General features: G+C 63.7%; 24 protein-coding genes. 11 read left to right on the top strand and 13 right to left on the bottom strand.

What is annotated here, in order from left to right:
* Window positions 1-340: 340 nt before the first annotated feature.
* The 3 genes from ABID16_RS07970 to ABID16_RS07980 all read right to left on the bottom strand — a co-directional run bounded on the left by ABID16_RS07970 (window position 341) and on the right by ABID16_RS07980 (window position 2,792).
* The gene (locus ABID16_RS07970; RefSeq protein WP_435532370.1) at window positions 341-1,600 is read right to left on the bottom strand and encodes a phage major capsid protein; all 1,260 of its coding nucleotides are present in this window, start codon (window positions 1,598-1,600) and stop codon (window positions 341-343) included.
* A 125-nt stretch (window positions 1,601-1,725) separates the two neighbouring features.
* Window positions 1,726-2,259 carry an HK97 family phage prohead protease gene (locus ABID16_RS07975; RefSeq protein ID WP_354555754.1) on the bottom strand — a complete coding sequence of 178 codons (534 nt, stop codon included), beginning with the start codon at window positions 2,257-2,259 and terminating at the stop codon, window positions 1,726-1,728.
* 224 nt (window positions 2,260-2,483) lie between these two features.
* Window positions 2,484-2,792, bottom strand: coding sequence for a DUF6107 family protein (locus tag ABID16_RS07980; RefSeq protein ID WP_354555755.1), 309 nt, complete (start codon window positions 2,790-2,792; stop codon window positions 2,484-2,486).
* A 318-nt stretch (window positions 2,793-3,110) separates the two neighbouring features.
* On the opposite strand from ABID16_RS07980, the gene ABID16_RS07985 reads away from it, so the two are divergent.
* Complete coding sequence (locus tag ABID16_RS07985) at window positions 3,111-4,103, top strand: isopenicillin N synthase family dioxygenase (RefSeq protein WP_354555756.1); 993 nt, start codon at window positions 3,111-3,113, stop codon at window positions 4,101-4,103.
* 20 nt (window positions 4,104-4,123) lie between these two features.
* Here the strand turns inward: ABID16_RS07985 and ABID16_RS07990 are convergent, their stop codons facing one another.
* The 6 genes from ABID16_RS07990 to ABID16_RS08015 form a co-directional block, all read right to left on the bottom strand.
* Window positions 4,124-5,269 (bottom strand): phage portal protein, encoded by a 1,146-nt coding sequence (locus tag ABID16_RS07990; RefSeq protein ID WP_354555757.1) that lies wholly within the window; start codon window positions 5,267-5,269, stop codon window positions 4,124-4,126.
* Between the two features lie 162 nt (window positions 5,270-5,431).
* Entirely contained in the window at window positions 5,432-6,112 is a 681-nt protein-coding gene (locus ABID16_RS07995) for a hypothetical protein (protein WP_354555758.1), read from the bottom strand.
* Window positions 6,113-6,265: 153 nt separating this feature from the next.
* Window positions 6,266-7,567, bottom strand: coding sequence for a DNA-packaging protein (locus ABID16_RS08000; RefSeq protein WP_435532392.1), 1,302 nt, complete (start codon window positions 7,565-7,567; stop codon window positions 6,266-6,268).
* Between the two features lie 517 nt (window positions 7,568-8,084).
* Window positions 8,085-8,645 (bottom strand): hypothetical protein, encoded by a 561-nt coding sequence (locus tag ABID16_RS08005; RefSeq protein ID WP_354555759.1) that lies wholly within the window; start codon window positions 8,643-8,645, stop codon window positions 8,085-8,087.
* A 377-nt stretch (window positions 8,646-9,022) separates the two neighbouring features.
* Window positions 9,023-9,385, bottom strand: a complete 363-nt coding sequence (locus tag ABID16_RS08010) for a carboxymuconolactone decarboxylase family protein (RefSeq protein WP_354555760.1) — start codon at window positions 9,383-9,385, stop codon at window positions 9,023-9,025.
* 114 nt (window positions 9,386-9,499) lie between these two features.
* Window positions 9,500-9,955 carry a YcgN family cysteine cluster protein gene (locus tag ABID16_RS08015; RefSeq protein ID WP_354555761.1) on the bottom strand — a complete coding sequence of 152 codons (456 nt, stop codon included), beginning with the start codon at window positions 9,953-9,955 and terminating at the stop codon, window positions 9,500-9,502.
* Window positions 9,956-10,066: 111 nt separating this feature from the next.
* Between ABID16_RS08015 and ABID16_RS08020 the strand changes: the two genes are divergently transcribed.
* The 4 genes from ABID16_RS08020 to ABID16_RS08035 all read left to right on the top strand — a co-directional run bounded on the left by ABID16_RS08020 (window position 10,067) and on the right by ABID16_RS08035 (window position 14,699).
* On the top strand, window positions 10,067-12,253 hold the full coding sequence (locus tag ABID16_RS08020; protein ID WP_354555762.1) for a transglycosylase domain-containing protein: 2,187 nt from the start codon (window positions 10,067-10,069) through the stop codon (window positions 12,251-12,253).
* A 78-nt stretch (window positions 12,254-12,331) separates the two neighbouring features.
* Complete coding sequence (locus tag ABID16_RS08025; RefSeq protein WP_354555763.1) at window positions 12,332-12,919, top strand: DUF1214 domain-containing protein; 588 nt, start codon at window positions 12,332-12,334, stop codon at window positions 12,917-12,919.
* Window positions 12,912-13,451 carry a DUF1254 domain-containing protein gene (locus ABID16_RS08030; protein ID WP_354555764.1) on the top strand — a complete coding sequence of 180 codons (540 nt, stop codon included), beginning with the start codon at window positions 12,912-12,914 and terminating at the stop codon, window positions 13,449-13,451. Before ABID16_RS08025 ends, ABID16_RS08030 begins: the two co-directional genes overlap by 8 nt.
* A 120-nt stretch (window positions 13,452-13,571) precedes the next feature.
* A complete protein-coding gene (locus tag ABID16_RS08035) occupies window positions 13,572-14,699 on the top strand; it encodes a helix-turn-helix transcriptional regulator (protein ID WP_354555765.1) in 1,128 nt (375 codons plus the stop codon).
* Window positions 14,700-14,731: 32 nt separating this feature from the next.
* On the opposite strand, the gene ABID16_RS08040 is transcribed toward ABID16_RS08035, so the two are convergent.
* Window positions 14,732-14,902 (bottom strand): hypothetical protein, encoded by a 171-nt coding sequence (locus ABID16_RS08040; protein ID WP_354555766.1) that lies wholly within the window; start codon window positions 14,900-14,902, stop codon window positions 14,732-14,734.
* A 471-nt stretch (window positions 14,903-15,373) separates the two neighbouring features.
* Between ABID16_RS08040 and ABID16_RS08045 the strand changes: the two genes are divergently transcribed.
* Window positions 15,374-16,411, top strand: coding sequence for a DUF2336 domain-containing protein (locus ABID16_RS08045; RefSeq protein WP_354555767.1), 1,038 nt, complete (start codon window positions 15,374-15,376; stop codon window positions 16,409-16,411).
* Here the strand turns inward: ABID16_RS08045 and ABID16_RS08050 are convergent.
* Window positions 16,408-16,752: a DUF1491 family protein gene (locus ABID16_RS08050; protein ID WP_354555768.1), complete on the bottom strand. Its 345-nt coding sequence runs from the start codon at window positions 16,750-16,752 to the stop codon at window positions 16,408-16,410. The two genes, ABID16_RS08045 and ABID16_RS08050, sit on opposite strands and share 4 nt — an antisense overlap.
* 335 nt (window positions 16,753-17,087) lie before the next feature.
* Here ABID16_RS08050 and ABID16_RS08055 point away from each other — a divergent pair, with 335 nt between their 5' ends.
* The 3 genes from ABID16_RS08055 (at window position 17,088) to ABID16_RS08065 (ending at window position 20,028) form a co-directional block, all read left to right on the top strand.
* Window positions 17,088-17,483, top strand: coding sequence for a hypothetical protein (locus ABID16_RS08055; RefSeq protein ID WP_354555769.1), 396 nt, complete (start codon window positions 17,088-17,090; stop codon window positions 17,481-17,483).
* Window positions 17,484-17,643: 160 nt separating this feature from the next.
* On the top strand, window positions 17,644-18,177 hold the full coding sequence (locus ABID16_RS08060) for a YcnI family copper-binding membrane protein (protein ID WP_354555770.1): 534 nt from the start codon (window positions 17,644-17,646) through the stop codon (window positions 18,175-18,177).
* 177 nt (window positions 18,178-18,354) lie between these two features.
* Window positions 18,355-20,028: a copper resistance CopC/CopD family protein gene (locus ABID16_RS08065; protein ID WP_354555771.1), complete on the top strand. Its 1,674-nt coding sequence runs from the start codon at window positions 18,355-18,357 to the stop codon at window positions 20,026-20,028.
* On the opposite strand, the gene gcvA is transcribed toward ABID16_RS08065, so the two are convergent.
* Window positions 20,018-20,905, bottom strand: coding sequence for a transcriptional regulator GcvA (gcvA, locus tag ABID16_RS08070; RefSeq protein ID WP_354555772.1), 888 nt, complete (start codon window positions 20,903-20,905; stop codon window positions 20,018-20,020). The genes ABID16_RS08065 and gcvA overlap by 11 nt on opposite strands.
* Window positions 20,906-21,052: 147 nt before the next feature.
* On the opposite strand from gcvA, the gene ABID16_RS08075 reads away from it, so the two are divergent.
* A complete protein-coding gene (locus ABID16_RS08075; protein WP_354555773.1) occupies window positions 21,053-22,015 on the top strand; it encodes a DMT family transporter in 963 nt (320 codons plus the stop codon).
* Between the two features lie 63 nt (window positions 22,016-22,078).
* On the opposite strand, the gene ABID16_RS08080 is transcribed toward ABID16_RS08075, so the two are convergent.
* Complete coding sequence (locus ABID16_RS08080) at window positions 22,079-23,542, bottom strand: methyl-accepting chemotaxis protein (protein ID WP_354555774.1); 1,464 nt, start codon at window positions 23,540-23,542, stop codon at window positions 22,079-22,081.
* Window positions 23,543-23,873: 331 nt separating this feature from the next.
* Between ABID16_RS08080 and ABID16_RS08085 the strand changes: the two genes are divergently transcribed.
* A complete protein-coding gene (locus ABID16_RS08085; protein ID WP_354555775.1) occupies window positions 23,874-26,084 on the top strand; it encodes an autotransporter domain-containing protein in 2,211 nt (736 codons plus the stop codon).
* The last annotated feature ends 159 nt before the right edge of the window (window positions 26,085-26,243 follow it).

A 26,243-nucleotide genomic window follows, 5' to 3' on the forward strand; every position in this document is an offset into this window, starting at 1 on the left:
GGGGAGGGAGACTGTGCCGCGCCTGTTTTCCCGTCTCTCATGCCAGTGCAAAAACCTTGAACGGGAATGAGAAGGTTGCGATTTCCAGCGAGGGCGCGGCCATCCGTCTCCCCCTTGCGGGGGAGAGGGCGGCAGCCAGAGGGGGTTTTGTCCTCTCCCCCTGTGGGAGAGGATAGCTCGCCCCAAGAGCCGAAGGCGATTGGCATGGCGAGCTTGGTGAGGGGTGAATGAGGCGAGCGCCGAGGACGATGGAACCCCTCACCTGGAAAATCTAGCACTTAGCTTACAGCTAAGATGCTGATTTTCCTTCCTCTCCCACAAGGGGAGAGGAGACACCAAATCAGGCCGTGCCGAACTTCACCAGCTTGATCGCCTCGAAGTTCTGGATGCCGCCGCCGACGCGCTTGGTCGTGTAGAAGAGCACATAGGGCTTGGCGGAATAGGGATCGCGCAGCACGCGCACGCCCAGGCGATCGACAACCAGATAGCCGGCGCGGAAGTCGCCTATGGCGATTGCAAAGCTGTCGGCACCGATATTCGGCATGTCTTCCGCCTCCACCACCGGATAGCCCATGAGGCTCGCCGGCTGGCCGGGGCCTGTCGGCGGCAGCCAGAGATAGTTGCCGTTGGCATCCTTGAAGCGGCGAATCTGGTTCTGCGTCTTGCGGTTCATGACCACCGTCGCGTTCTGGCGATAGCCGGCCTTCAGCGCATAGACCGTATCGATCAGCACATCCGACGGCCCGGAGGACGCAAAGCCGCCCGCAACGCCGGTCGCCACATAGCCGAGCTTGCCCCAGCTCCAGCTTGCATCCGCCACCTTCGTGGCGGTGAGAAAGCCCGACGGCTGCGTGACGCCATCGCCATTGACGAAGGCAGCGCCCTCCTGCTCGGCAAAGACGATCTCGATTTCGGAGGAAATCCAGGCCTCGATATCGACGGCGCTGTCATCCAGCAGCGCCTGCGTGGCGGCCGGCATGGCGTAAAGCTCCATCACCGGGAAGGCGAGTTCGGCCAACTGCGCGCTCGCCGTCTGCGGCCGCGCCGCCGTTTCGCCGGCCCAGCCGGTCGCCATGCCGGACGTCGCGAACGGCTTCTTCAGCACGGCGGTCGAGACCTGCCGCACGGTCGCCAGCGCCCGGATCGGCGAGACGACGGAGAGGCGGCGGCCGATTTCGGCATCCAGCTCCGGCGTCACCGTATAACCGCCATCCGCGCCTGTGCCGATGGCCATGGCCTTGGCTTCGATGGAACGCAGGTTCGCCTCGTCGCCGCGGCGGATATAGGCCTCGAAAGCCGCCTTGTGCTCCAGCGCTTCGGCCGCCGAGACACCCGGCCGGCCGAGCGGTGGGCGGGCGCCCTTCAGCGCCAGACGGTCCAGAAGCTTCTTCTGTTCGTCCATCGCCTTGTCGATGCGGCCGAGCTTTTCGACGGTCAGCGCATCGGCGACCTGCTTCTTCTCCATCTCGGCCAGCCGCCGGTCATTCGTCTCCTTGAACGCCTCGAACCCTTCCATGAAGGTATCGAAAGCCGCATTCACATCGTCCGGCGCCGCCTTGATTTCCGGCGCGGTGGTCAGTGTTTCGTGAGTCATGAGCATTTCCTTTTTCGGGCAACAAAAAGGGGTCGCAAATGCGACCCCCCCATTTCAGGCAACAAAAGAGGGGTCGCTTTGCGACCCCTCGGCGAAACCGGCGCGTGTGGCAGGCCGGAAATTTCCTTCTTTCAACCCCGCATCACCGCCGCCGCATGCCTCAGCTTCGCGGCCAGCATCGCCCCGCCGCTCATCTCCTTTACCTCGCTGACGCGGGCAGAGGGGAGCATCGGAAACGTGACAACGGAGATTTCCCAGAGGTCGGCTTCGAGGATGTGGCGGATGCCGGTCTTGGCGTCGCGTTTGGAACGCACCGTCTGGAAGCCGATGGAAAGGCCGTCGAGCGCTCGGGCCTTCATCAGCCGGCGCACTTCATCGGCCTTCGAAACGCCCGGCGCAAACTGGCCCTCGACATAGAGCCCGCGCGCATCCTCCTTCAGCGTCACCCAGTGGCCGAGCGGGCTGGCCGGGTCGTGCTGGAAGAGCATGCGGATGCCGGCGACGCCCCGGCTGGAAAGCGAGCGCGAAAACGCCCCGCGCTCGATCACGTCCTTGCCGAGATCGGGTTCGCCGAACAGGCTCGCATAGCCAGAGAAGCGGCCTTCGGCGCTGAGGCCCTTGAGTTCGAGGTTCAGGAATTTGCGCTCGCAGTCGATGGTCAGCATGGGGTGGGTTTCCTCGTGGGTGGCATATGTTGATTTCCGGCATGCCGGGCCTGATCCCGGATGACGGACCAAATTGAATGCGCCTTCGGCGTAGTCCCCCTCTGGCTGCCGCCATCTCCCCCACAAGGGGGGAGACGGATGCGGCACCCGCTCCGCCCGTTTCTTGGGCGAACCCGGCGCGGCACTGGCTCCCTCCCTCATGTGGGGAGGGGTATTTTTCTCCCTCACCGCCCCCACCGCTCCGCCACCCTTTTCAGCGCGCCCAGCGCCCACCAGGCGGTGAGGCTGACGGCGGCGGAGCCGGAGAGGACGATTTCCGGGGCGGAGAGCGTGGCGAGAAGGTCGAGTTTTTCGGCGCCGAAGAGACCCGTCGCCGGGCCGAAGACGAGGCCGGCAACGAGGCCGGTGGCCAGTCGCGTGGCGGCCTCCTGCCGGCCCTTCGGCAGCATGTAGATCAGGGAGAGAGCCACGCCGGCCACGGAGCCGGCAATGCGCGCCGCCATGATCTGGCCGTCGCCCGCGATATAAGTCATCGTTAAACCCTCGCTGATAGAGTGTCTGAAGTTCGCATCCGCGCGGCCAGGCCTTTTGCGCGCCGGCGAAGCTTTGACCTTGAGTCAGGCGAACCGAATTTTCTGAATCATCTGAACCCTCTGGCGGGATGTCTTCAGACATCGGGCCCGGCTCGCTGCGTCGATCCGCACAATCCGATTCGGAAGAGCGTCGCAAAGCCTTGATAAGCTTGGTCGAATTCAATCCGTGCAAGCCGATTTCGCGGACCGGACACGTTTCGCGTGCTGGACAGGGGCCCTGAAACGCGAAACATTCCTTCGCCAATCAGGAGCCCGCCCTTGCCCACGACAACCTCTTCCGATTTCGCCGTTTTCGATCTCGCTGCCTTCGAGGCCGCCACCGGGGAGGCCCGTAAGAGCCTCGCCCGCGAACTCGACCGCATTTGCCGCGAGACCGGCTTCCTGGCGATTTCCGGCCATGGAGTCCCGCCGGACGTCATCGCCAACTTGAGCACAAAGGCGCGCGCCTTTTTCGATCTGCCGCCGGAGGTAAAGCATCGCGCCGCCCCGCCCTATGCGGGCTACCCGTATGGCTATCTCGGCCCCGGCGTGGAGGCGCTGGCGAAATCGCGCGGCGTCGATTCACCGCCGGACCTGAAGGAGAGCTTCAATGCCGGCCCGCTCTCCACGCCGCCGGGGATGACCGACGCGGACGCCCTGTCCTTCTGCTTTGCCGACAATATCTGGCCGGAGGGGCCGGAGGGTTTCCGCCCCGCCTGGGAGGCCTATTTCACCGCCATGACGGATCTGGCCAGGCGCATCATGCGCGCCTTTGCCGAGGCGTTGAACCTCGAGACGCATTTCTTCGACGCCTGCCTTGAAAATCCGATCAGCGCCATGCGGGCGCTGAACTATCCGGAGCTCGACCGCGCGCCGCCGGAAGGGCAGCTGCGTGCCGGCGCGCATACGGACTATGGCAGCCTGACGATCCTGCTTCCCGATGCCGGCTCGCGCGGGCTCGAAATCATGACGCCGGAGGGGGCATGGCGCGAAATCCCGCCCGTCGATGGCGCCTTCGTCATCAATATCGGCGACCTCATGGCGCGCTGGACCAACGACCGCTGGGTCTCCACCCTGCATCGCGTCGTCAACGTCTCGCCCGAACAAGGCGGCCTCAACCGCCGCCAGTCCATCGCCTTCTTCCACCAGCCCGACTGGCACGCGGAAATCGCGACCCTGCCTTCGTGTGTGGGCGCGGGGGAAGAGGGGAAGTACGAGCCGGTGCTGTCGGGTCCGTATCTGATGGGGAAGTTCAGGAAGACCGTGATGTGAGGCGCGCCGGGCGCGAGGTTTCACCTGTCATATCCCACCGCCTGCCTTTTCTCAGCATCATTCAGGAACCCCGCCGCCCCCACCCTTGCCCACAATTCCCCGCGCTCGGCAGAGAGCCCTGCGACCTGGTCCAAATCAAACCCCAGCGTCACGCCCGGATAGACATCCGCCAGCCAGCCCGTCATCGCCTCGGCCGTGCGAAAAATCAGCGGCAGCACGGTCAGCCGCCACAACGCGCGGTTGGCTTCAGCATAATTGGCATAGGTGTTATCGCCGGGAATGCCGATCAGCATGGGCGGGACGCCGAAGGCGAGTGCGATGTCGCGCGCGGCACCGTTTTTCGCCTCGGCGAAATCCATTTCGCGGGGGCTGAGCCCCATCGTTTTCCAGTCGAGCCCGCCTTCGAGCAGCATGGGGCGGCCTGCGCGGGCGGGGCCGGAATAGCCCTCGGCCAGTTCCGCCTTCAGCCGCTCGTATTGGCTTGCCGAGAGATTGCCGCCCTCCTTGGGCTGGTAGACGAGCGCGCCGGAGGGGCGGGCGGAATTGTCGAGCAGCGCCTTGTTCCAGCTCGCTGCCGCGTTGGAAAGATCGAGCGCCTTGGCTGCGGCCTCCAGGGGCGCAAAGCCCATATGGTCATCGAGTGGATGGAAGAGCCGCAGATGCAACAGCCCCGGCTCGGCCTCGACGGAGAAGCGACGGACCGCGCCGCCGACGCGATATTCATAGGCGCTCGGCCAGCCGTCCGGCCCCTCAATAACGCGGATGCGGTCGGGGCGCAGGAGATGCAGCTCGCGTAACTCCCCGCCGACCTCGACGGGCTCGACGAAGGCATTTCCGGAGAGGAGCAGATGCCCATAAAGCGCCTCCATGAACTCCGCCCCGCCCTGGCGTGGATTGGGCCGGGCGAGCAGCGCTTTCATCGGATGGTCCGGCGCTTCAGTCCCGTCTTCGGACACGATCCACGGCACGGAGGCCGCCGCTTCTGCAATCATCCGCACGGCGCGATAGGCGACCGGATTGCGCATGAAGCCCTCGCGGGCGAGGCTCTGGTAGGAGCGCTGCGACCAGTGGGCCGGGCCGGAAGTGGCGAGCGCAAAGAGGGTCGAAAGGCCGGTGGATTTGGTCTCGGCGGGGGTGGCGCGGGGTGTGAGGAAGGGGATGCGCATTGTGGGTCCTTTCGGGATGGGGTTCTCCTCTCCCCTTGTGGGAGAGGATAGCCTGCCCCAAGAGGCGTTAGCCGATTGGCATGGCAGGCTTGGTGAGGGGTAATTTGCGACAGTGCCAGAAAGGAAACCCCTCACCTGCGATTTCTAACACTTAGCCTTTGGCTAAGATGTTGAAATCGCTTCCTCTCCCACAAGGGGAGAGGACGACACGGCCCCCAACCCCTCCCAGAACACCCGCCCATAGCCCGCCACCAGATCCGCCTTGTCGCGGCCGTTGATAATCGCGCGGGCCTTCACCCAGTCTTCGCGGCCGGGGCGGAAATAGTCCGAGAGGCGGGCACCGGAGAAAGCGCCGCTGACCATGCCGTTGATGAGGATGCGGGTGGCGATCTGAGGGTCCAGCGCCTTGTCCGGTGCGCCCTCGATGCCGAAGCAGCGATAGTTGCGCCGGCCGGTGATCTGCACCAGCCCGCGTCCGCGAAACCGCCAGCCGTCGCCCGTCGCCTCGTCGCCATTGCCCATGCGGCCGGCATAGATGTGGTTGGCGATCTTCTCCGGCTGGCGGGCATAGGCCTTTGCGTCCTCGGCGGAAAAACGGTTCGGGAAGGTGGCGATGAGCCCGCGCGCCGAATAGTTCAGGTTCTCCGTCACCGGCTGCATGCGCCCACCTGTCTCATGCCAGGCGGTGGCGAGGATGTAGGCCTGATGGCGTGGATCGAAGAGATCGCGCCGGGCGGCGAAGGCATCGAGAAGGCGCGTGAGGCCATCGATCTGGGCGGGCGAGAGTGTGCCGCGTCCGAGGGTCTGGCGAACATGTGTGAAGAATCCGGTGCGGTCGGTCATGGGGGTCCTTTGTTTCGATGAGCCGCCCACACATGCCGTCATGCTCGGGCCTGTCCCGGGCATCTGCTGAAGAAGCCAAGCAATTGAGGGAGAGGCAGAATTTCTTCCGTGGCAGTTCCTCGGCACAGGGCCGGGGATGACGACAGAGGGGGTTCACACCTCCCGCACCCGCGGCTCGCCGTGGCCCTCCAGCATCAGCGCGGTCAGCGCCCAGACCAGCGCGTCGAGCCGGTCCGGCGAGCGGCCGGAGGAGAGGCCGTCGGGTCCGAAGTCGCACATCTGGTCTTCGAGCGCCTGGAACCGTCCGGCATGGGTGACACGGCCCTGTTCGTAGAGGGCTGCCACCGGTTCGGCGCGGGCGACCTTGCCGCGGGCGGCGCGGACCGTGGTGATCGGCAGGTTCTCGTCGATGCCGCGCAGCGTCGAGACCACCATGTCGCCGCCCTGGTTGATTTCGGCCACCACACGGTCGGCCTCGAAGCGACGATAGGCGCGGGCGACGGCCAGCGCCCAGCCGGCGGGCGTCGCGGCCTCGACCGAACAATCGGCCAGCACCACCGCCCTGCCCTTGCCATCGATGCCCGCGACCACGATGCCGCAGCAGCTTGTCGCGCCGTGGCCGACGGGCGGGTCGACGCCGACGACGATGCGGGTGAGCGGGCCGATTTCGGCCAGCGACGCCACCGGGATCGCATCGCGCCGCCAGAAGGCATCCTCGCGGTCCTCGATCAGCTCGCCGTCAAGCTCCTGCCTTCCAAGCCGCGTGCCGCCATAGCGCGCCTCGAGCGCTGCGATGAAGCCCGGCGCGAGATTGCCGGCGTTCGCCTGCGTCGCAATCCGCGTCAACGCCGTGCCGGGGTCAGCCATCAGGCGTTTGAGCAGCGGCAGCGGGCGCGGGGTCGTGGTGACCAGCTGGCGCGGATCGTCCCCCAGCCGCAGGCCGAATTGCAGCATGTCGAAGGTTGCCTCGGCATGCTTCCACTTGGCGAGTTCGTCGCACCAGGCAGCGTGAAATTGCGGGCCGCGCAGACTTTCCGGGTCTTCGGACGAGAAGAGATAGGCGCTCGAACCGTTCGGCCAGACGAGCCTTCGGCGCGAGATTTCGAAGACCGGACGCTCCCGCCCGGCAATGCGCATGATCCCGGATTGGCCGTCGATCATCACCTCGCGGGCATCCGCAAACGTTTCGGCCACGAGCGCGATGCGCAGGCCGGACATGCGCCGCGCCAGCCCATGCACCCATTCGGCTCCCGCGCGCGTCTTGCCCGATCCGCGCCCGCCGATCAGCAGCCATGTCCGCCAGTCACCCGGTGGCGGTTGCTGTTCGGGGCGGGAAAGGATGCGCCATTCGCGCGACGCGGCGAGAAGTTCGGCATCGGTCAGAAGATGCGGGCCGATGCGCCAACGGGGGGTGGCGGCAGAGGTTGGGGCACCCCCCTCTGGTCTGCCGGCCATCTCCCCCTCACGGGGGGAGATTGACTCGTGGCGGCCGCCCGGCTCAGCCGATCCATCGGCGACGATTGGACCAGACGTGCCAGTCAGCGTGTCCCGACCGTCGGGTTGAACGGGTGCCGGATCAGCCTCGGCAGGCGCCTCCTGCCAATCTCCCCCCTTGAGGCGGAAATGCCTGGCAAGGCAGAGGGCGGTGTCGGCGGCATCAGCGCTCGGGGCAAGCCCCCCACTGGCTGCCGCCATCTCCCCCACAAGGGGGGAGACGGATGGAGCGCCCGCCTGCCCCATGATCTCCATTTCGGATGCGGCATCCGGCTCCGGTCCCGCATCAAGGGAAACCGGTCCGACACGGTCCCCCTCCCCCTTGTGGGGAGGGTGGGGAGGGGTCTTCTTGTCGCCGTCCAAGACAGCTGCCAAAACCCGACCACCCGCAAACTGTGTCCGCACTATCGCAATCCTGTCGATCTCGTCGGCGAAATCCTGCTCCAGCCGGAAAAGCTGCCGGAGCATCAATACTACCTCATCCCGGCGCGTCGTCCGGAGGAGGCTCTGCTGGAAGAGGTCCGCTGGCGAGACGATCGCGGGCAAGCGCATCGGCCCGAACAGCGATATGGCGGTTGAGGCTTTCGCAGAGGCGGTCGAGCGTTTCATCGTCGACATGCCGCGCCCGGTCCGCCTCGCCCGCATCGTCGATCTTCCTCTGCAATTCGTCGGTCTTGTCGAGCGTGCGCACGATGAGCGAAATGGCATCGGTGGCGGCCTTGAGGTCGGCGCGGGCGAGCTTGTGGTCGCCATCGGGATCGTCCAGCATATTGGCCGCCTCGCGGCGCAGGCGCTGGAACAGGCGCAGCTGTTCCTTCAGCTCCTCCGTCGCCTCGTTGAGAAGGGATCGGAGATCCGCGCCGGCAGCCAGCGCTTGCGCCGACTTGATTTCCAGCGCCAGTTCCTGCGCAAGGTCATAGGTGACGCGCCGCGTCCGCCGGTCAGGCGCGGGCGACATCGCAGTCGCGGCAGCGCAGCCGCAATAGCCACCCTCGCCCCAGGCACCGTAAAGGCCGGGGTCAATGTCGTCGAATGTCATGATGGTCTCCAGCCGAAACGAGCCGAAAGCGAAAGCCAGCGTGCCGCTCAACGCGTCGCCGAACCAGCAGTTCCAAATCATCAATTCCCGGAAACGCCGACGGGCGGCCGGATCAAGGAATAAATTCCTTATATGATCCGGAACCGCCCGTCATCTTTGCGCGTTCAAACCCGTATGACCCACGCTGCAGCTTCCATCAGAAAGCCAACGATTCTAGGCCCGGGAGGGGAAATCGGGGTTTCCCTCTAGCGCAGCCACAACTCTGTGACTGTGCCTTATAAGTACCAAACGACCGTATCGCCGTCAAGGCTTATTTTCCTATTTTCGTCGATTTCCGCTAACCGGTTCGAGTCAAATGAGAAATTCGCCCCCTGCCCTCACGCGGTCATGACCCCTTCAGCGGCCGAGAACTGCTCGAAGGCTGCAACCGCATCGGCGGCATACATCAGCGACGGGCCACCGCCGAGATAGACGGTCATGCCCAGCACTTCGTTGAACTCTTCGAACGTGCAGCCGAGCTTCACCAGCGCCTCGACATGATAGCCGATGCAGCCGTCGCAGCGGGTGGCGATCGCTATGGCGACCGCAATCATTTCCTTGGTTTTTGCCGAGAGCGCCCCGTCCTTGCTGGCGTTTTGCGCCAGTTGCGAGAAGCCGGCCATGGTCTCGGGGATCGCCTTGCGGATCTTGCGGGAATTGGCGGATATGCCCTTGATGATCTCGGGATAGTTCTTGGTCATGCTCATGTCTCCTGTGATGGAATAGATATAATATTTCATATCTATTATCGCAAGAGGCATGGCGCCTTGCGTTATATCAAGAGTGCGGCCGCGCGGTGCGGCGTGGAAAGACGATCACCCTTCCCGGTTGACCGGCCAGTCAACGAGATAATCTTCGTAGTCGTCGATATCGATGCCGTCTTCGCTGATCGTCTGGCCGCGCACCGAAATGCCGGCCTCGTGCACGGTGTCCGGATTGCCGGAGACGAGCGGATGCCACCATTTCAGGTCTTCGCCATCGCGGACGAGGCGATAGGCGCAGGTGGGCGGCAGCCAGGTGATTTCGTTGACGGATTGCACCGTCAGGCGAATGCAGTCCGGCACCGTCTTCTGGCGATTCTCGTAATCCTTGCAACGACAGGTGTCGCCGTCGAGTAGCGTGCAGCGGATCGAGGTCCAGGCGATTTCGCCCGTGTCCCAGTCTTCCAGCTTGTTGAGACAACAGAGCCCGCAGCCGTCGCACAGGCTTTCCCATTCGGTGTCCGACATTTCAAGAAGCGTCTTCGCTTTCCAGAAGGGAGCTTCGGTCATGATTGTGCCTGCATTCTTTTCTTGTGATTTCCGTTCAAATCAACGAAATCTGAATTATACGAGAGGTGTCCCGTTTCCGGACACGCATCCGAGCAAAGCCAAGCCTGCGCCATGACCGATCCGAACGACCCTTCAAAGAACGAAAAGCGGCGCATCCGCAAGCGGTTTTTCTTTCTGCAGCTCGACGCGGCGCTGGATTCGGCGCTGTGGACGCTTGGCGACCGGCTGGCCTCCACCTGGCAATCGATCACAATCTTCTTCCAGCGTTTCCGCGCGCGTGGCCTCTGGAAGGCGCTGTTCGAGGTTGCGGGCGAAGCGATGACGCTGGGCGCTGCCGGTTTCGTGCTCATGCTGGCGCTGGCGCAGCCTGCGTTTCAGGAGACGAAGGACGACTGGCGCAAGCGCGGCGACTACGCCGTGACATTCCTAGACCGCTATGGCAACCAGATCGGCCATCGCGGCATCATCCACGAAAAATCCGTGCCGGTCGACGACCTGCCGGACTATCTCGTCAAGGCGCTGCTCTCGACCGAAGACCGCCGCTTCTTCGACCATTTCGGCATTGATATCATTGGCCTTTTCCGTGCGCTCTCGACCAATGCGCGGGCCGGCGGCGTCGTGCAGGGCGGTTCCACGCTGACGCAGCAGCTGGCGAAGAACCTCTTCCTCTCCAGCGAGCGCTCCATCGAACGCAAGATCAAGGAAGCCTTCCTCGCGCTGTGGCTGGAATCGCATCTGACGAAGAAGGAAATCCTGCGGCTCTATCTCGACCGTGCCTATATGGGCGGCGGCACCTTCGGCGCGGAAGCGGCGGCGCAATATTATTTCGGCAAGGACGTCACTGACGTCAATCTCGCCGAAGCCGCGATGATGGCCGGACTTTTCAAGGCGCCGACCAAATATTCGCCGGCCGTCAACCTGCCGGCGGCCCGCGCCCGCGCCAACGACGTGCTGACAAATCTCGTGCAGGCGGGCTTCATGACCGAGGGCCAGGTGGTCGCGGCACGGCGCAATCCGGCAAGCGTGGTGGACCGCGCCAATTCGCAGTCGCCCGACTATTTCCTGGACTGGGCCTTCGACGAGGCCAAGCGGCTGGCGGGGCCGAAATCCTCGCACACGCTCATCGTGAAGACGACCTTCGATCCGCAGCTGCAGCAGGCGGCTGACGAATCCATGCAGTCGACGCTCCGGCAGTTCGGCGAAAGCGCCCATATCGGCCAGGGCGCGCTCGTGCTGATCGAGAATGGCGGCGCGGTGCGCGCCATGGTGGGCGGGCGCGACTATGGCGAAAGCCAGTTCAACCGCGCAACGCGTGCGCTGCGGCAGCCGGGCTCGTCCTTCAAGGTCTATACCTATTCGCTCGCCATGGAGAACGGCTTCACGCCGGAATCGATGATCACCGACGGGCCGATTTCCTGGGGCAACTGGTCGCCGCAGAACTACGAGCGCTCCTATGAAGGTCGCGTTTCGCTGATGACGGCGCTGGCGAAGTCGATCAACACCGTGCCGGTGCGGCTTGCGAAAGAACATTTCGGCATTCCACCGATCATCAAGATGGCGCATGACATGGGCGTCGAGACGCCGATCAAGAACGACGTGACGATCCCCATCGGCACGTCGGAAGTGACGATCATGGACCAGGCGACCGCCTATGGCGTTTTCATGTCCGGCGGCATGCAGACCCGCCGTCACGGCATCGTGCAGATCACCGACGATCAGGGCAAGATCGTCTATGATTTCAATCGCGACGAGCCGCCGGCCAAGCGCGTGCTGTCCGAGCAGGCGGCCACCTCGATGAACCGCATTCTCGTCACCATCCCGGTCAACGGCACGGCGCGCCGTGCCGCTCTCGACAATGCGATCCCGACCGCCGGCAAGACGGGCACGACGCAGTCCTATCGCGATGCGTGGTTCGTCGGCTTCACTGGCAATTTCACCTGCGCTGTGTGGCTCGGAAATGACGACTTCTCGCCGACCAACCGCATCACCGGCGGCTCGCTGCCGGCCGCGACTTTCAAGAAGCTGATGGATTATGCGCATGAGGGCATACCGCTGCGCCCCATCCCCGGCATCGACAATCCGACGCCCGCGATCATCGCCAGCAACGTTTCCAGCCAGAATGGTGAAAAGAAGCCGGGAGGCGAGGATACGCGTCTTTCGATCGAGCGTCCGCGCATGCTAAGCCCGGCATCGACCAAGCTGATCGAGAGCATCGGCAAGGCGCTGTCGACTGCGCCGCCGCTGACGGGTGCAAGCGCAGATGGTGTGGCGTTGCCGGTTCAGGTCGGCAGCAAATAGGGCGGCGCGAGACGTGTATCTCGCCGGCATATGCCCATGAAGACAATGAGATAGAACGAGAAAGAAGCAAGCCAGTTCATGTTCCGGGTTCCCTTTCTCGTTGCCGTTTCCTTATCGATCGCCTTCGGCGTCGGCATCCTGATCACCAGGAGTGCGATCAGCCGATCGTCCGGCTTCAGCGCGCTGACGCTCGGCGCATGGCAGGCCTATCCGAAGGCGCAGACATCGGAAGCCGATCCATACGCCCGCAACCATCGCGCCAAGGCCACCGGCCTGCTGCTTGGCAGCGCCGAGGGGCTCGTCTTCTATGCGGATAACGACGATGCCGGCGAGGCGCTGGTCGGCGGCTGCACCTACCGGGTCTCGGGCAAGGTGCCGCAGGCGCGCTTCTGGACGCTTTCGATCACCAACGCGGCCAACGCACCGCTGACGAACAGGCCCGGCCTGCCCGCAGCGCTCAATGCGCAATCCGTGCTCTACGACAATGACGGGACGCTCACCGTCTCCGTCTCGCAGAATCCGCAAGCCGGAAACTGGCTCTCGGTGCCGCCAATCGGGCACTATCGCCTCGCCTTCACGCTGTTCGACACGCCGGTCGCCGGCAGTTCCGGCCTCCTCGACCTGTCGATGCCGACGATTGTCCGGGAGGGATGCGGCGATGCGTAGCCTCTTCTATGCCGTCGGCGTCGGCCTGCTCGGCGCGCTCGTGCTCCACATCACCGTCATTCTGGCGACCCCGGTCTATACGGGCGCCGACATCTATGCCCGCGTGCTCGATCTCGGCGCCGACGGCGAGTTCCGCCCCTTGCCCGACAAGCCCGTCGACGGTGGTCTCGCCGTCAGCGGCCCGTTCCTGAAGGAAGCGGTCTGTGCCTTTTCCGTTGATGACGGACCGGTGAACCTGACTGCCGAAGGCAGCGTGCCCTTCTGGTCGGCAGCAATCTATGACAGCCGCTCCAACGAGATCTTCAGCATGAGCGACCGCACCGCCGTGCGCGGCACGCTCGACATCATTGCCGGCACCGAAGCGCAGATCACCGCGCTCAAGAACAGCGGCGTGAATGCCACCGAAAACCACATCCTCGTCACCCTCCCCGCCGACGACGCCTATGTCGTGCTCCGCGCCGTCATGCCGGAGACAAGCATGGCGGCGTCCACGCAGGCGTTTCTGGATAGTGCGAGCTGCGATGGGTTGTAAGCCTTACAATTTTTCGCCAGACGGGTTAAAAACACCGTAAAGTTGTTATATCCTCCCTAGCATATCGAAACTGAGGCCGTGATATTTCAGACGGCCCATCGGTGCATTGCAGGGACAACCGTGTTTCATAGCAATCGATGGCTGCAGGATACAGTCGAAGACCTCAAACATGCGGTCGATGCTGCAGGCGTCGGCCTGGGGCGTTGGGACGAGATCCCAAAAATCATCACCAAGCGCTTCCCGGACTCCTTTTGCGGCATCTTCAACCAGAATATTTCATCTGGAGCCGTCCATTTCTCCATGGTCGAAGGACTGGAGCGAAAGGCCGTCAGCGCCTATGACGAGTATTACTGTACGGTAAATCCACTCAACGCGCTTTGGAATTTGACGGACGAACGCGGCATCGTGGAGACGGAACAGTCGCTGCCCATTTCCACTCTCGACAACACGGAATTCTACAGAGATTTTCTCCGGCGGCAGGGGGATTATGACGCCGGTTTTGGATTGAAAATCGACACGACCGACGCCGACCAGCTGCTGATGACGCTTCACTTTCCGCTGCCGCTGGCGAATGTCTATTCGCCGGCCATCAGGCACACGCTGCAAGGCATTTCGAATTCCATCCGGCATGCGGCGGAGCTGAACCATCTCCAGCTCAGGCAAATCTCACGGTCTGCTTCCATTGCATCGCTTGCGGCGCATTCAGACAGGATAGCCTTTGTCTTGAACACCCGCCTGAAGCTCGTTGAGGCCAATGACCTTGCCGAGCGCGCGTTTGCGCAAGGCGCCCCCGTTCAGCTGTCCAAAGGCAAGGTTAGCTTTCAGGCGGCAGACGCCAACAAATGGCTCAATGCAGAGATGGACGCACTTGCCGGAAGATTGCCGTCTAAAGGCACGACCTGCTATTTCCGTGACGAGACGACCACCTGGAAATGCCGGTTCTATCCGATCCCGGTCGCAGCGGCACAGTTTAGCCGGCTGAGTTTCGGCATCGAGCGTCTTGCTCTCGTTCTGGTTCAGGACATTTTCAGGTCGCCGGACATGGATGCTCAGGCGCTCCGGACATACTTCAATCTGACGCCAGCCGAAATCCGTCTCTGCCAGCTTCTTGAGGCGGGATACGAACTCGGCACGATCGCCGACATGCTGTCCCTTTCGCGCGCGACCTTGAGATCGCAACTGAAAAGCATCTTCTCAAAAACCGGATCACGCCGGCAGAGCGAGCTCGCGCGGCTTCTTTCAAGATAATGGCATACAATCCCCGCCTTGTGAGACGGATATCAATGCCTTACCGGCTCGCCGCGCTCGTCCAGCTCTACCCGTTCCGGGGCCTGGCCGAAGCGTTCGTAGCGGATGCCCGTGAAGAGCAGGATCTGTGCGTCCTGAACGCCGGGTTCTGCCCGGCGCGGCGTGCGTGGCATGCGCTCGCTGATGCTGATTACCTGTGCCATTCTCGTCTCCTGAAACCTTGAGACGGATGAACGAAGAACAAATTTCACCCTGTCCGCCTGTCGCTCGCGGACCAGCGCAATTTCCGGATGGCTCGATTTCAAGCACCGGTTCGTCCCATCGGACACACGGCGCTCTAAAACCCCCTTGCCGCCAGGCCGGGACATCTGCGCTTTCTCATCCCCTGTCTGCGGCCTTTCGGGCCACCTGCCAAACGATGCTTACCGCGGAGATTTAACGCTCCACGACGGTTGCGGTTCCCCCCGCGCTCCGTGTGATCATCAAGCCACACCGATAGTTAATGGGTTGTAAACGGTTTTCCCCTAATTTGAGTGAATAGGGGACAGGCAGCACTGCGGCGCGTTTCGCCGGCCGGTCCGCGACTGTATTGCGTAGCGTCAGGTGTGCCCGTGTTGGACAGGTTCAGAGAGTTGGAGAAGCCGCACTCTATCCGCAAGCGAGATGTGGTCTTGATGGCAACCGTCACCAGTTTCGAGGCACTCAGCACGCCGACCCGGATCGAGCTGAAGCAATTCGCCGAACTGTTCCGCCCGCTTTATGAACAATCCACACCGGAGGCCCGCCGTCAGGCGGTCGCCGCGCTCTCGCGCCTTCAGACACTTCCCCAGGCCGTCTGTTTCTTCGTCGGCTCGCAGCCCATCGCAATTGCCGCGATCTTCCTGTCGCAATCGGTTGCCATTACCGATGCCACGCTCATCGACATTGCACGCAGCCAGGGTGAGGCGCATGCGCGCGCGATCGCCACGCGGGCGAACCTCTCTCCCATTGTCGTGGATGCGCTTGCCGCCCTCCATGACGGCAGCAGCTATCGCCGCAACGTGAAGCCTGCGGAGGATACGGAACTGTCGCAGGCAGACGCCGTGTCCGATCCATCAACTGTCGCCGTCACAACCCAGGTTACCGCCGAGGCCGCCGCGCCCCGCCTCGGTCCCTCCACGCCGGAACAGGCGCGGCAGGCCCGCGAAGAAGCGCTGCGCAACGAATTGCGCCAGCTGGTTGCCGCCAAGGCGCCGGAGGATGTTCGCCCCGCCGTCATGCTGCGCGCCGCCGACGAGATGCATCAGGCGCTGCTGGTGCGCTTCGCGCGCGTCCGCCAGATGCCGCTCCTTGCCCGTGTTCTCACCGAGGCGCTGGATGCCTCCTCCGCTCTTTCCGAACGCATTCTGCTCGACGTCTCCGGCTCGCAGCTTGCCTCGACGTTGATTGCGCTGGGCCTGCGTGCTGCCGATACCCGCCAGATTCTCACCGGCATCTATCCGCATCTTTCCCAGATCGTCGACGGCCGGAACCGTGCCTTCCAGCTGGTGCGCAGCCTTGATCCGGCCGATTGCGTCGCCCGCGTCATCGCCTGGCGCCGCGCCGATATCTATACCCGCACGGGCCGCTACGAGGATGTGGAAGCTGACATGGCCGCGCAGGCCGAGGCCGCTGCGGCTGCTGCCGGCAACAGCAATGTGGCGCCGGCGGACAGGCTGAGCGCTCGAGGTTAGGCTTCCGCCGTCTCTATATAATCGCCGAGCGGCCTCTCCGTCTCCACCTCGACCACCCAGAGGTCCGGATCGAAGCGGATTTCGCGCGACAGCGCCTCACGCACCGTTTCCTCCTCCACCCGATCCAGCCGCTGCTCGAACTTGCGGCCTCGTTCCTCGCCTTCCTCGAAGAAAGTCTGCGGCGCCGGCGCATAGAGCGAGACAAGGCCGTCGCGAAAGCGCTGCGTGAGGAAGATCGCGCCCGCCTGCTCCTCGCCCTTGCGTTCCACCGCCGCAAAGCCGCCATCGGAAAAGATGCGGCGGACGAGGGCCGAGACGACGATTTCGGTTTTGAGGCGCATGCGTGATTTCCGGAGCGTTTCAAGCCGTGATGACGGAGAACTGTGGGCAAGTCTAGGGTCAAAACTCAATCAGGATAGGTGTTCTGTTGATCGTGGTGGGCCGCCTGATTGTGAACAATGCTCGACAAGGCTCCAGTGCGGCAATCGGTCCGCATCCGCCACAATTGACCAAAGGCACGTCTGGCGATAGCCCTTGGCATGGAAAAAAAGGGCTTCAGGCCGAGGGAAGATGCGCTGGATTTGCGCTGTGTCAACGATGGAAAGCCGTTTCTGACGCACACCACACGCATATTCTTGACGGGTACTGCAATCCGGATCGGGACGGGACAGGTTTCATGCGGCAAAGGCTGAACATAATGATGCGCATGATGATCGTCGTCGCCCTGACGATGATCGGCTTTGCGCATCAACCCGTCATGGCGGGCTCGCTCCCCACCTCCGTCGAATATGCCGCCTATACGCTGCCGGACGGCACGCTTCCGGTGATCTGCATCACCGTCACGGGCGACGAGGACATGGGCAGCACCGCCAAGGGCGGCATGGGTGCATATGGCTGCGATGCCTGCCGGCTCGCCGCCTCGATCCTCGTGCCCGAACCGCCGACCGTCAATGCCAGCGCGGTCGAGTTTCCGCGTCAGCGCTGCGCGCATTGCCGGGACATTCCGAAGCCTGATCTTGCCGAAACTTCGCGCGCCCTGCCCCGCGCCCCGCCGTCAGCCCTCCTTGCCTGACAACGGTTTCCGTGAGCCGGCCCGAAGCGCTTGCGCTTGTCGCATCCGGGCTCGCGGAAAGCGAAACCTATCCAATCCATCCTGACGGCCAGATGCCGGGATCGATGCGCCAAAGCCTGCGCGCCGGCCTGCCGTCACTTGAACTATGCAAGGAACAACCATGTCCAAGTTTCTGAAATCCACTCTCGCGCTCGCGCTTGCTTCCACGCTTGCCTCCAGCCTCGCCGCCCCCGCCTTCGCCCATGTGACGATCGAGGCCAGGGAAGCCACGGTCGGCGCCGGCTTCAAGCTGGTTCTGCGGGTGCCGCACGGCTGCAAGGGGCAGGCGACCAGCTCCATCCGCGTGCAACTGCCGGAGGGCGTGGTGAACGCCAAACCGATGCCAAAGGCCGGCTGGACACTCGACAAGGTGAAGGGCAAATATGCCGCCACCTACAAGCCCTATGGTCATGAAGTCTCGGAAGGCGTGAAGGAAATCGAGTGGAAGGGCGGCAACCTGCCCGATGACGAATATGAAGAATTCACCGTTTCGACCTATATTGACGCGAGCCTCAAGGCCGGCACCATGCTTTATTTCCCGGTGGTCCAGGGTTGCGTCGACGGGTCGGCCACGCGCTGGATCGAAATTCCGGTCGAGGGCAAGGGCGAGCCGGAATCGCCGGCGCCGGGCGTCAAGCTGATCGAGAAGAAGTAGCGCATGACAAGGCCGTCCCCCATTGTCGACATGTCCGGCGCCAAAGACCCCCTCTGGCTGCCGCCATCTCTGCCCTTGAAGCGGGGGAGACGGTTGGGGCGGCCACCCTGCCATCTCGGACGATCTGAGAACAAGGCTCGCCGCAGCAGCCACTCCCCCTCCCCCTTGTGGGGAGGGTTGGGGTGGGGTCTGGGCAGCCTTCCCCGCACCCTGTTCCGGACGATCTGGGCACTCGTCGCCCTCATCCTTCTGCCTAACCTCGCGCTTGCCCACGCCCAGCTCCTCTCCTCAGACCCCAACGACGGTGCGGTCTTGGCTTCCGCGCCGGCGGCCGTGACGCTGACCTTCAACGAGCCTGTCTCGCCCATCACCATAAAGCTGGCGCGGCCGGATGGCTCGGTCTCGCTGATCGACACCATCAGGAGCGACGGCAGCGCAATCACAATCACGCTGCCCCCGGCTCTCGCCAATGGCAGCTATGCGCTGAGCTATCGTGTCATCTCCGAGGACGGTCATCCGATCGGCGGCACGCTGGGCTTTTCCATCGGCGCACCGAGTGCCGGCGGTTCGGCGATAGCGGCGGACACGACGCCGCAGGCGAGCCGGCTGCTCATTCTGGCCCAGCGCGTGGCGCTCTATCTCGGGCTCTTCCTGGGTGTCGGCGGGGTGTTTGCGCTCAACTGGTTCGGTCGCGATGGTCGAGAAAGTGTCCTGATGATCCGGGCGTTCCTCGGGCTGGGCCTCGTTGCTGCCGTTACGGGTATCGGGCTGCAGGGGCTGGACATGCTGGCCGTCTCGCCCACGGCGCTCGAAAGTGCCGCACCGTGGCGACAGGGGCTGACGGCGACCTATGCGGCAACGCTGGCGCTGGCCGCCATCGCGATGCTCACGGCGCTTGCCTCGCTGACGCGACGCGGACGATGGGCCGCTGTCCCGTCCCTGCTCGCGCTGGTCATGACGGGTCTTGCGGTCGCGGCCAGCGGTCATGCCAGTGCTGCCGAACCCCAGTGGCTGATGCGCAGCGCCGTCTTCGTTCATGCGATCTGCGTGGCGGTGTGGATCGGCGCGCTGCTTCCGCTGACACTTGCGCTCAAGCGCGGCGGCGCGGCGGGTGCTGCGATGCTGCAACGATTTTCGCGACGCATCCTTCCCGTTGTCACCCTGCTGCTCATCTCCGGCATCGCGCTTGCCGTGGTGCAGGTCCGCAAGGTCGAAGCGCTTGTGACGACCCAGTATGGCACGGTCCTGTCGATCAAGATCGCTCTTCTCGTCGCACTCTTTGCGGCGGCGGCGGTCAACCGGGCGTTCCTGACGAAGCCGGCTCTGGACGGGGTCAAAGACCCCCTCTGGCTGCCGCCATCTCCCCCACAAGGGGGGAGCGTTGGGGATGGGTCTTCAACAACCGTCGGCCGGTCGTTGCGCATCTCCATTCTCCTCGAGATCCTGATTGTTTTTGCCATCCTGATCACCGTTGCCAACTGGCGCTTCACGCCGCCGCCGCGGGCGTTGCAGCTCGCGGCACGGCAAGCGGTCGCGACCGAACTCATGTCCGACAAGGCAATGGTCGAGCTCAGCATCTTTCCGGCCGCGCCGGGACCCGTCACCGTCACCGTTACCCCCATGGCGCATGGAACGGGCGATCTCACCGTGAAGGAACTCTCCGTCATCGTCTCCAATCCCGGCGCCGGGATCGAACCGATCCGCAAGAAGGCCGAGTTTAACGGCGACGGGGAGTATGTCGTGGAAGGCTTGCGCCTGCCGCTCCCCGGCCGATGGCATATCCGCGTCGAAATCCTGATCTCCGATTTCGAGATGACGGCACCGGAAGGCGAAATGACGATCAGCCCGTAAGGGGTCGTCCGGCGGCACGCAGCAAGAAGCAGCGCAGCGTTTCGATCTCCAGCCGCGCCAATGCCTGCGGCGGGTAGATGAGAAAATAGGCGAGCGCATTGGCCACGCCCTGCGGGAAGGGCGCGACAAGCGTCCCTTCTTCCAGCTCGCGCACGACCAGTGAACGGCGGGCGAGCGCCACGCCGAGCCCCGCCTTGGCCGCATCGATGGCGCCATTGCTGCCTGTAAAGATCGGGCCGCCGCCGGCGTCCACGCGCTCGGCACCCACCGCCGCCAGCCAGAGCCGCCAATCGTCGCGGGTTTCGTCATGCAGCAACGTCAGCCCCGCCAGCGACTCCACCGCGGAGAGCCGCGCCGCCACGGCGGGGGCCGCAACCGGTGTCAATTCGTCATCCAGCAGCCGTTCGGCAACCAGACCGTCATAGCGCCCCAACCCATGGCGGATCGCCAGATCGACCGCGTCGCGGCTGAAATCGACCAGGCGATGGGAGATGCTGATGCGCACATCGAGACCCGGATTTTCCGCCTCGAAGCGGGCGAGCTTGGGCACGAGCCATTGCACGGCCATCGTCGAGGTGCAGCTCAACGTGATGACACGTGCGCAGGCCGTCTTCTGCAGCGCCTCGGTCGCCTCGCGCAGCATGCGGAACGCGACCTTGAGGCTGGCGAAATAGGCCTGGCCCTCGCTCGTCAGTTCCAGCGCGCGGGGCTTGCGGATGAAGAGCCTGAGCCCCAGTGTGGCCTCCAGTTCCTTGATCTGGAGGCTGACCGCACCGGGCGTCACGCAAAGCTCTTCCGCAGCCCGGCTCATGCTCATGTGCCTGGCAGCGGCCTCGAAGGCGCGCAGGCTGACAAGGGGTGGAAGCGGCGGGCTCATGGTTTAGTAGAACTCAATCGTTGCAAGAAAAAGTCTCGATTGCAGGAAACGGGTGGATCATCGATCTTCCGGCGAAAATAATGGCGCATGACATCGCCTGCAACCTCATTCGGCTTTAGCTGAATTATCGATGTGAAGGAACTGGACATGACCGTGCGCAGAACGATGGGACCGGCGGAATGGGCGATGCTGATCGCGCTGTCGCTGCTGTGGGGCGGCTCGTTCTTCTTCAACGGCGTGGCGGTCAAGGCGCTGCCGCCGCTGACGCTGGTCTTCCTGCGGGTGGCGCTCGCGGCACTGACGCTCAACGCCGTTCTCATCCTGCGCGGCACGCCGCTGCCGTTCGATCGGCGGGTCTGGATGGCCTTTTTCGGCATGGGGCTTCTCAACAATGTCGTGCCGTTCACGCTGATCGTATGGGGGCAGACGCATATCGCGAGCGGCGTCGCCTCCATTCTCAATGCCACGACCCCGCTCTTTGCCGTCATCGCCGCACATCTCCTGACCGCTGACGAGAAGATGTCGGCGAACCGGGTGGTCGGTGTGCTCGCCGGCTTTTCCGGCGTGGTGCTGATGATCGGGCCTTCTGCTCTCACGGGAGCGACGGTCAATCTCTGGGCGCAATGTGCGGTGCTGGGAGCGGCGATTTCCTATTCGTTTGCCGGCATTTTCGGGCGGCGGTTCAAGGCAATGGGCGTTTCGCCGCTCGCCACCGCAACGGGACAGGTCACGGCTTCCGCAATCCTGCTCGCTCCGATCACGGCCATTGTGGACATGCCCTGGCGGCTTGCCTTTCCGGCCGCCGATGTGTGGCTTTCGGTCGCCGGCATCGCGCTGCTCTCCACCGCGCTCGCCTATATCCTCTATTTCCGCATTCTTTCGAGCGCCGGTGCGACGAACATCGCGCTCGTGACCTTCCTCATCCCCGTCAGCGCCATCCTTCTCGGCGCGGTTTTCCTGGGCGAAAGGCTGATGCCGCGCCATTTCGGCGGACTTGCCCTGATCGCCATCGGACTTGCCGCCATAGACGGACGGCCGGTGAAGGCGCTGCGGAGATGGGTGAGCCGAGGGGCCAAGGACCCGGAGGGGTTCAAAGGGCAGGATATCTAGATCGTTCTTGCGCAATTCCGGACGCAAAACCGCGATACACTTTTGCTGGAATTGCTTTGCGGGTCACACCTTCGCCGCCAGACGCACCCCGCCCCAGTGCCGGCCGTTGACGAAGATCGGGGCGGAGATGTCCTTCATGATGATGAAATTGCCGCCGCCCATGTCGCGGCGGTAGGTCTGGACGAGGAAGGGTTCCTTGTTGCGGCCGGCGCCCAAGCCGGTGCGGTCGTTGAAGATGCGGCGGTTGCGGCTGTTGGCGGTGTTCCATTCCACCTCGCCGGGCCGCTGCGCCTGCGAGAACTTCAGGTTATGCGTCGGCAGGTAGCCGTTTTCATCGACGCAGGCGCAAAAGGCGAGCAACGGGTCCGCCTCGATGACGCTCTCCTGGATCGGAGTAAGCACCCGGTCGGCGAAATCGAGATAGCGGGTGGAGAACTGCTTGGGGTTCGTGCCCGGAATTTCCCGGTAGTTGCGATCGAAAAGGTCGGACATGGAGACGCGGCCGGAGGCGATCCCCTGCTCGAAGGCGGCCGAGATGCGGGCCGCCACATCCTGCACCTCGACAATCAGGCGGTGGTCCGGCGTCTCGATACCGGCGCTGGCGGCGACCTGGATGATCTTTTCCGACATGTCGACCAGGCCGTCGACCCGTTCGGCCGCACCCTGAAGGTGCTTGTTGGAGGCCAGCATTTCATCGAGCGCCGATTCGAGCTGGCTGACGAAACCCGTGCAGCGGGTCTCGACGCCGGCAGTCGTGCCGGAGAGTTGCTGCGAATTGTCGAGAATGCGGGTGAAGACCTCTTCCATCAGGCGGAAGGAGGCATCCATCGCCACTGTGATCTCCTTGATTTCGCCCGCAGAACGCGCGGCCCCCTCGCCTGCATGGCCGAGACGCAGGATGCGGTTGCGGATATCGGAGAGCGTTTTCTGGATTGTTGCCGTCACCGTGGAGGTCTGCAGCGACAGCGCGCGAATTTCGGCGGCGACGACCGCAAAGCCCTTGCCGGCCTCGCCGGCGCGGGCGGCTTCGATGGCGGCATTGAGCGCCAGAAGATTGGTCTGGCGGGCAATCGAGCCGATCTCGCCGGCGAATTTGTCGACATCGTTGAGGGAGACGGCAAATTGGGAGATTTCACTGGTGATATCGGCGCTCACTTCCACCATCGCATCAATGCCGGTGGAGGAACGGGTCAGGTCGTCCGCCGATTGTTTCAGCGCATCGCGGGCGCGGCCGGCCATCTGGTCTGTGCCGCGCAGCGCATTAGCGATGCTGCGATTGGCCTCGGCGATCTCCTGCGCCGTGCCGGTGAGATGGCGGAAAACCTGCGTATGTTTGGACGAGGACGCCGCCACCGTCTGGATGGCGCCGGCAATGTCGACAAGATCAATGCCAAGCCGCGAGGCGTCCTGCGAAAGCCGCACGATCACGTCGCGCAGAACTTCCGGCGCGGGCGGCGCAGGCGCTGTGCCCGGCGCGCGCTCCTCATATTCCATCTCAGATGGCAAGCTATAGGCAGCCGCGTTCATCCCCATCCCCTTTGTCACGGTTAAGAGAGGGTGACGGAAGGTAGTAAAGAAACTTCTAATATCCGCTGCAGGGTTTCCGGCGGAGCGGGACATTTGTTTCAGTTCTGCGACAGACGCGGGATTTTGGTGCAGGTATTGCTACTCGACCGCTGCGGACCACGGCAAAAATTCCGCCCGGAAACCACTTCGCATCCTCCATTTGAGGGATGTCCCGACAGGAACAGGCTTGTAACGTCCGGCCAGATTGCGCCCGGCGGAGCGCCCTGCCGCCGGACGTATGCCGATTTCAGAACCAAAGCATTGGTTTTCAAGCATTTGACCGGAGCATTTCATGACGCCATTCAAGCCGAACCACGGCGAATTCCGGTTCGCCGCGCCAGGGACGATGGACGCGGAGGCGCTTCGGCTTTCGAAAGTAGCCGGCCTGTTCACGAAGCAAGCGCGGTTGCGCAATGCAATCTCTTATGCGGGCATTTTGGGGTTCGGCCTTACTGCGAGCATGGCAACCGGCGCATTTGCCGGTAGCGTAACGACACCGGGAAGCTATAGCGACCTCGGCACCCTCGGCGGGACAAACTCCTATGCCACTGGCGTCAACGCCGACGGCTCCGTCGTCGTGGGCTATGCCGGCACGGCCAACAACGCAGGAGTCCACGCCTTCCGCTGGACAACAACCACCAACGCCATGACCGACCTCGGCACACTCGGCGGGACAGACTCCTATGCCTACGGTGTCAACGCCGACGGCTCCGTCGTCGTGGGCTATGCCAACACGACCAACAACGCCGCACGTCACGCCTTCCGCTGGACGACAACCACCAACGCCATGACCGACCTCGGCACCCTCGGCGGGACAAACTCCTCTGCCACCGGTATCAACGTCGACGGAACCGTCGTCGTGGGCTATGCCAACACGCCCAACGATGCGGCACAGCGCGCCTTCCGCTGGACGACAACCACAAACACCATGACCGACCTCGGCACCCTCGGCGGGACAAGCTCCTCTGCCACCGGCGTCAACGCCGACGGCTCCGTCGTCGTGGGGCATGCCGGCACGGCCAACAACGCAGGAGTCCACGCCTTCCGCTGGACAACAACCACCAACGCCATGACCGACCTCGGCACACTCGGTGGGACAGACTCCTATGCCTACGGTGTCAACGCCGACGGCTCCGTCGTCGTGGGCTATGCCAACACGACCAACAACGCCGCACTTCACGCCTTCCGATGGACGACGTCCACCAACGCCATGACCGACCTCGGCACCCTCGGGGGGACAAACTCCTATGCCTACGGTGTAAATGCCGACGGCTCCGTCGTCGTGGGCCAGGCCCTCGCGACCATCAATGCCGGATCACGCGCCTTCCGCTGGACGCAGGCTTCGAACATGGTCTCGGTGGACGACTGGCTTCGGGCCCAGGGCGTCACCCTCGTGAGCGATGTGACCGTAGAGGCGAGAGGCGTCTCCGCCGACGGGAATGTCATCGTCGGGACGCTGCAGAACGGTCACGCCTTCATCGCGCGCGGCGCGACCACGGTGACGACACCCGATCCGACGGTTCCCCATCAGACGGTTCCCGCGCAGACGGTTCCCACACAGACCGTGAGCGCCGGTCTGATGGATGTCACAAACTTCCAGCAGAGCCTTGTCAGCGCGCCGCGCGTGTCCGGGCAGCTGCAGAATGCGGACGTCGCGATCAACGGCGCGCATTCCTCGCCGCTCTTCATGCTGCTGGATGCCGGTCAGTCGTCTGTCTGGTTCACCGGCGATGGCGGTTACACCAGCATGAGATCCGCGCAGGGCGGGCTTGGCGCGGGTGAATTCGGCTTCGGGCGCGGGATCGAGGGTGGCTGGACTGTCAGGCTTGCAGGTGGCGGGCAATATGGCCGAATGGATACGCCGAATGCCGGTAACTCCGTGTTCTCCTCTGGTTATGTTGCTCCCGATGTCTCCTATGCCGTTGGCGGCGGCGTGGTCGCAACGCTCTCCGGTTACTTCAACTGGGGCAAGGCCGATATCCGGCGCGGCTATCTCAACGGCACGGCCAACGATTCATCCTTCGGCTCGGCCGCGACGCAGACCTATGGGGTTCGCGCCCGTGTCGACTGGCAGGATGCGTTCAAGCTGGCCTCGACCGGCGTCTCGCCGTTCGTCAGCTATACCTATCTGAACTCGCAGATGAACGGGTACACGGAAACCGGCGGGAGCTTCCCCGTGCGGTTCGACGGCAGCCGGGAAATCTCAAACACGGTCCGCATCGGCGCGGATGCAAGAACCCCGCTCACCGACAATCTCGGCCTCGTCACCCGCCTCGAATACGGACACCGCTTCGAGAAGGCAGGAGCCGGTGTCAGCGGGCAAATTCTCGGGCTTTCCGCCTTCTCGCTCGACGGCGCGAGCGTACAGCAGGACTTCGTGCGCGGCGGGCTGGGCGTGAGCTACAAGCTCGGCAATGGCGACGGGCTCGTCATGGTCAACTCGTCGAACCAGACGGGGAAGAACACGACCTGGCTCTCGGCGAGTTATCGCGTGAAGTTCTGAAGCATCGTCGATCCCGACTGTAGGGCGGCGGTAACTCCTCGGAGCACTGTCTTTTCACGCGCGAGCAAAGTCGTCCCGCTTCACGGAAGCTACTTAAGAAGTTCATCAAATATAAAATAACATACCTAAAATCTCCGGTTATCGGGGATATCCTCCCAG

Source organism: Limnomicrobium aquaticum (assembly GCF_040545545.1).
GTDB lineage: Bacteria > Pseudomonadota > Alphaproteobacteria > Rhizobiales > Rhizobiaceae > Ensifer_A > Ensifer_A aquaticum.